The 5,151-nt window shown below is 66.8% G+C and carries 5 protein-coding genes and 1 pseudogene; 1 reads left to right on the top strand and 5 read right to left on the bottom strand.

The window, feature by feature from the left end; genetic code table 11:
- The 5 genes and pseudogenes from QZY03_RS19790 to QZY03_RS19770 form a co-directional block, all read right to left on the bottom strand.
- Window positions 1-300 (bottom strand): annotated as a pseudogene (locus QZY03_RS19790) (protein kinase); the annotation flags it as partial.
- Between the two features lie 24 nt (window positions 301-324).
- Window positions 325-915, bottom strand: coding sequence for an FHA domain-containing protein (locus QZY03_RS19785; protein ID WP_295583882.1), 591 nt, complete (start codon window positions 913-915; stop codon window positions 325-327).
- An 82-nt stretch (window positions 916-997) separates the two neighbouring features.
- Entirely contained in the window at window positions 998-1,723 is a 726-nt protein-coding gene (locus tag QZY03_RS19780) for a protein phosphatase 2C domain-containing protein (protein WP_295583881.1), read from the bottom strand.
- Complete coding sequence (locus QZY03_RS19775; RefSeq protein WP_295583880.1) at window positions 1,720-2,982, bottom strand: trypsin-like peptidase domain-containing protein; 1,263 nt, start codon at window positions 2,980-2,982, stop codon at window positions 1,720-1,722. Before QZY03_RS19775 ends, QZY03_RS19780 begins: the two co-directional genes overlap by 4 nt.
- 43 nt (window positions 2,983-3,025) lie before the next feature.
- A complete protein-coding gene (locus QZY03_RS19770) occupies window positions 3,026-3,511 on the bottom strand; it encodes a hypothetical protein (protein ID WP_295583879.1) in 486 nt (161 codons plus the stop codon).
- Window positions 3,512-4,211: 700 nt separating this feature from the next.
- On the opposite strand from QZY03_RS19770, the gene QZY03_RS19765 reads away from it, so the two are divergent.
- Entirely contained in the window at window positions 4,212-5,084 is an 873-nt protein-coding gene (locus tag QZY03_RS19765; protein WP_295583878.1) for an ISAzo13 family transposase, read from the top strand.
- Window positions 5,085-5,151 lie beyond the last annotated feature (67 nt).

Raw genomic sequence — 5,151 nt, 5'->3', positions numbered from 1 at the left:
GGTGTGGGGTGCGACGGTCGCCCGGTCGGTCGCCCGCCCGGCCAGTTCGCGCGGCAGGTATTCCTTGATCGCCACCCGGGTTTGGAGGTTCAGGTCCCAGCCCAGATAGGTGATACCGAACCCGCCCGGCTTGCCGAGCACCCGTCCGACCAGGAACTGGCCGTTGAGCAGGGTGCGATGGGGCAGCAGGAAGGCGCCGCGCGGGGCCGCTTCGTCGTAGCCGCAATGCGGACAGGGGTTCGCCCGGCCCTTGGCAGCGAGGCAGCCGGGGCAGAGTGTGTTGAGGTCCAAGTCCGTCATCGCATCCCGATCCTGTATCGCAGGTTACGCCGGCTCCGTGGGCCAGACGAAGCGCTCCCCGCAAAACGGGACAAACAGGAGCCGGGTCTCACCGAGCTCGATGCGGTCATAGGCGTGGAGTTCGGTCGGGGTCATGACCTCTTCGTCGTTGAGATACACCATACCGCGGCTGTCGCCCGGCCCGAGCCGGAAGCTCTGGCGCCTGGGATTGAAGCTCAGCACCGCATGGCCCTCCCGGCTGATGCCGGGGTCGCCGGTGATGGCGATGTCCTGGGTGGCGGCGCGCCCGATGTAATTGCGCTCGGTGTGGATGCGATAGTCCCGGCCGCGGTCCGGACCCTCGACGCACACCAGCCAGCCGACCACCGGGTCGATCCCGCCGAGCCGCTTCTGCCAGACGTGCACAGTCTCACCGTCCGCGGGCGGGCGTCGGCGGGGGGTGGCGTTCTCCGCCCGCGTGGCCCCGGGGCTGGGCGCCGCGGCAGGCGGAGCGAGGGTGCCGCCCGGCGCATAGGGTCTGGTATCGCCGAGATCGACCGCGACGCCGCAGAAGGGGCAGGTCGAATGCTCCTCGGGGTTGTAGGCATGACCGCTCTTGCAGAACACGGTATCCATCGTGCACCTCCTGTTCGGGTTGTTTGGTAGTGGCTACGACTGCGCCCAGCGTCGGGGATGACGACGGATAGCACCGATCTGCCTATGCGACAAACAGTGCAATGGCAGTGAAATTATCATGGTCCATCGGCGCCCGTCGCAACAGCCCGGTGGCCATGGTCTGGAGCCACTGCGCTGGGCTTGCCGACTTGGCCAGGGCGACCTCCATCTCGGGCTCGGTCACATACTCCCACCAACCGTCGGTACAGAGCAGGAAGGCGTCGCCGGTCGCCAAGGGTAGGAGCGTCTCGGCGAGCGTGGGGCGCAGGTCCTTGTCATTGCCCAAGGTGCGCAGCAGACGGTTGCGGTCCTCGTGGAAACGGACCTCCGCGGCCGTGATCTCGCCGGCCTTGACCAGCGCCTGAGGGACGCTGTGGTCGGCGGTCTGGAAGCGGATGCGCCCGTCGCGGAAATGATAGAGGCGGCTGTCGCCGACGTGTGCCCAGAGTGCCGCGCAGCCGTCGCTCGCCAGCACCACCACCGTGGTGCGCATCCGCTCCAGCCGCGGGTCGGCCTCCTGGCGGGTGTGGATCGCCACATCCGCTGCCAGCAGGGCCTGGGCGAGTGCCTCCGGGTCGGTCAGCGGCCCTTGCGCGGCAGCGGCGAGCAGGGTGTCCACTGCGATCTGGGCGGCCACCTCCCCGCCGCCGTGACCGCCCAGACCATCGGCCAGCACCCAGCAGCCGTCCGCGTGGCCGGCGGCGTCCTCATTGAGGGCCCGGCCGCCGGGGTGACTCAGGGTCGCGGTGACGAGGGTCAGCGGGTTCATTCCAGGTCCACCTCGAAGGCGATCTCCGGGGAGGCGAGAAAGAAGCGCTGCCCGGGTTTGAGTTCCCGGGGCTGGCCCGGCGGTACGGCCAGCGCGGTCCGGGCCTCGCCGACAAAGGTGCCGTTGGCCGACCGGCAGTCCTCCAAGCGGAAGACCCCGCGCCCGGCGTCGTATGAGATCAGTGCGTGCCGCTTGCTGATGCGCTCCGCGCTCGGTGGCAGGACCACCTGCACCAGCGCCGGATCGCGGCCGATGGCGAGCGGCTGCCCGCCGAGCGGCATGGTGAGCCCGGCATAGGGTCCGGTCAGCCCGCGCAGGACCGCCCGCCGGGCCCGGGGCGGACGGGATCGGGCAATGGCCCGTGTCACGCCGTCCTTGACCAAGCTCAACCCGCGCCGGGTGCCGGCGAGCGTAACCGCGGTCAGTGCGGCGGCGAGCAGGCCGAGCAGGGTCAGGATCAGAGGCTCCCGGGACCACAGCCGCGCCAGGACCCCGGGTCGGTGGCGGCTGGCCTCGTAGGGGATGCCGAGCCGGTCGAGGAAGGGCAGGATCTCGTCGCTCGCGACTGCCCAGCCGATGCCCTCGCCGAGTGGGACGCGCTGAAACTCCATGCTGTGGCCGTCGGCGCCGACTGAGGGCACCGCGGTCAGTGCCTTCAGGGTGTTGATGCCGACCACCCGGCCGGCGTCGTCGAATAGCGGTCCCCCGGAACTGCCGGGGTTGATGGCCGCATCGGTCTGCACCAGACGGGGGAGTTCCGGATTCGTCGGTGGGGGGTTGATGCGGCTGATCAGGCCGCCGCTGTGCGACGGGTCGCTCAGGTTGCCCCCTTCGCTATTGTCCGCCGCACCCGGAAAGCCGACCGCGGTCACCGGGTCATGCTTCTCCAGGGTCGCAAGCGTGGCGAAATCGACCGCCGGACGCCCGCTGGGACGCGACAGTTGCAGCACGGCAAGGTCGCGATTCTCGTCACTGGCCTTCACCTGCGCCGGCACGGTGTCTCTGCGTTCGGCGTCGAGCAGGACCACCGCCTCACCGCCCGCTTCGGTGCAGGCGATCACGTGGTGGTTCGTCACCACGAAGTCCCCGCGGCCGACCACGAAACCGGAGCCCGCTCCGACGTTGCCCTCCTTCGAGAAGCAGATCACGCGCACGGTCGAGGCGTCCATGCGCTCGGCCAGGGAGTCCGCACCTGCGGGGCCGGCGAGCAGCAGCGTGGCGAGCGCGAGCGCCGTGCCGGTCGCTGGGTGGCGGTTCATCGGCCTGAGAACCTGGGCCGCGGGGGCTGATTGGCTTGGGTCTTCATTGGGTTGGATGCTCTGCGTACACGGTATATCTGGAGCCTGCCACCGCGCCATGGCTTCCGTGATCCGAGCGCTTGAGCCAAGTCTTGATCAACTCGGGGGCGAGCCCGCGCAGGCGATCCTCCGGATCGAGGTCGCGCAGTCGCTCCTCGGGTGCCAGCCCACGCAGGCGCTCCTCAGGCGTCAGCCCAGCCAGACGCTCCTCCACGTCTAAGTGTGCGAGCGCCGCAGCGCGCAGCTGGGGGGCCAACGCGGCCAGGTCACGGGCAATCAGTTCGTAGGTATCACGCATGAAGTCATCGACGGTGTAGGCCATGTCAGGCACCTCCAGGCGATAGGCAGTGGTTAGATGATGTTGCAACAGTTGTCCGAGTGTTCCGCGGGGCTGGAAGTGTGCCAGCCCATAGCGGCTGCGCGCCAGTTCGCCGGTGAAGATCTCCCATGGGGCATTGCGCGGGCGTTCGTCCAGGGTTTTCCGAAGCAAAAAAGGGGCCAAGATGGGCCAGGCTCAATTAAATCCCTAAAGTTGGAGGCTTTTCCAGGGGGGTACCAGAGGGGCGGGGGGTTACGCTGGGGGGATTTTCGAGGGGTTTGCGCAGATCCAGCCAAACCCAGCCAAAACTTCCGGCCTCAAGTGCCTGGCCCTGGACATCTTTCAGAATCCGGAAACTTCATTAAATCCTTAGAGTGGACAAAAACTTAATTGAGCCTGGCGCCTTCTCCCCTGATCTTCATTCGTTGTCATCCTTGAACCCGAGAGCCCTCTTAATTGCCCTCATTACCTTGTCGGCTGCTTCATATTCGGTAGTGTTGGAGTAGCCAATGAGGTGGCTTGCAGCTCTCTCGGGCGCTTGGCCCTTGCTTCGAAGCCACCATCGGTACCAGGAAGGCAGTTCAATGAGGCAGGCCGCAACGTCTGCCGAATTCCTTCGATTCGACGTTAGTGAAGGTTCACTAACAAGTTACTCATTTTAGCTCAGGCGGTCTCTGTCTGGTGGCGGCCAGCGATGCGCATTAGGAGTCCAAGGTTCCAGCCTTAGCCTGCCGATCCAAGGCTGAAGCCTTGGACTCCAGTCGGCCGACGCCTCGGCTGGCCTGAATCATGAGCAAGGCCGCCATTCACTTGAAAAACCGAGATCCTCCTGCGACCATTGGAGCCGGTTAGTTGGACAGTAGTGGCGACGATGAACGAATTTGCCGGTTACGCGGCCACCCATGAGGAGACGATGCGACTGTATGGCCGGTCGCTGCCGGAGGATCATCGCCGGCGCTACGCCGCGCTGGAGGCCTTGAAGATTGGCTTCGGCGGTGTCGCATATGTGGCCCGGGTCTTGGGGATGAGTCGGCGCACCGTCTATAGTGGGATTCGCGAACTGGAGCAGATGCGCGACGGTGACCCGAACCGTCCGCAACGTCCCAGTGGGGGCGCCACGCGCATCCGGCGCCCCGGCGGCGGGCGACCGCCGTTGACGCCGGACGAGCCGGTCTTGCGCGAGGCGCTCAGCGCGGTGCTGGAGGCCCACAGCGCGGGCAGTCCGACCGATCCACTGGTGCGCTGGACCGATCTGAAACCGCTGCAACTGGCGCGGGAACTGGTGGTCTTGGGCGTCGCGGTCAGTCGTCACACGGCGGCGAAATTGCTGGCACAGACCGGCTTTCGGCGGCGCAGTCTGCGCAAAGAGTTGATCACCGGCCACGTCGATCCCCAGGAGCGTGACCAGCAGTTTCGCCACATCGCCGAGTTGCGCCGCCGCGCGCGCCAGCGTGGCACGCCGGTGTTGTGCATCGACACCAAGAAAAAGGAACTGCTGGGACCCTTGCACCGGCGCGGGCCGTGCTACAGCACCGGCCCGCAGCGCGTCCATGACCACGATTACCGCCATCTGGCCAGTGGGGTGCTCGTGCCGCACGGCGTCTACGACGTGGTTGCCAACCACGGCTTCATCACCCTGGGGACCTCGCACGACACCAGCGCCTTCGCCTGCCTCGACTTTGGCCATTTCAGGGAGTCGAGGCCAGTTGATTCAGCACGCGTTGCCAATCCTGGCGGGAAATAACGAGGGCGTCCGGGTCTGCGGTTGAGTTGACGAAATTCGCCGCCGCCCAACTGGTGCGGCGCACCAG

Origin of the sequence: uncultured Lamprocystis sp. (assembly GCF_903933125.1) — a bacterium.
Lineage (GTDB): Bacteria > Pseudomonadota > Gammaproteobacteria > Chromatiales > Chromatiaceae > Thiodictyon.
Note: the sequence above shows the minus strand (reverse complement) of the source record. Positions and strands in the feature narration are given on the sequence as shown.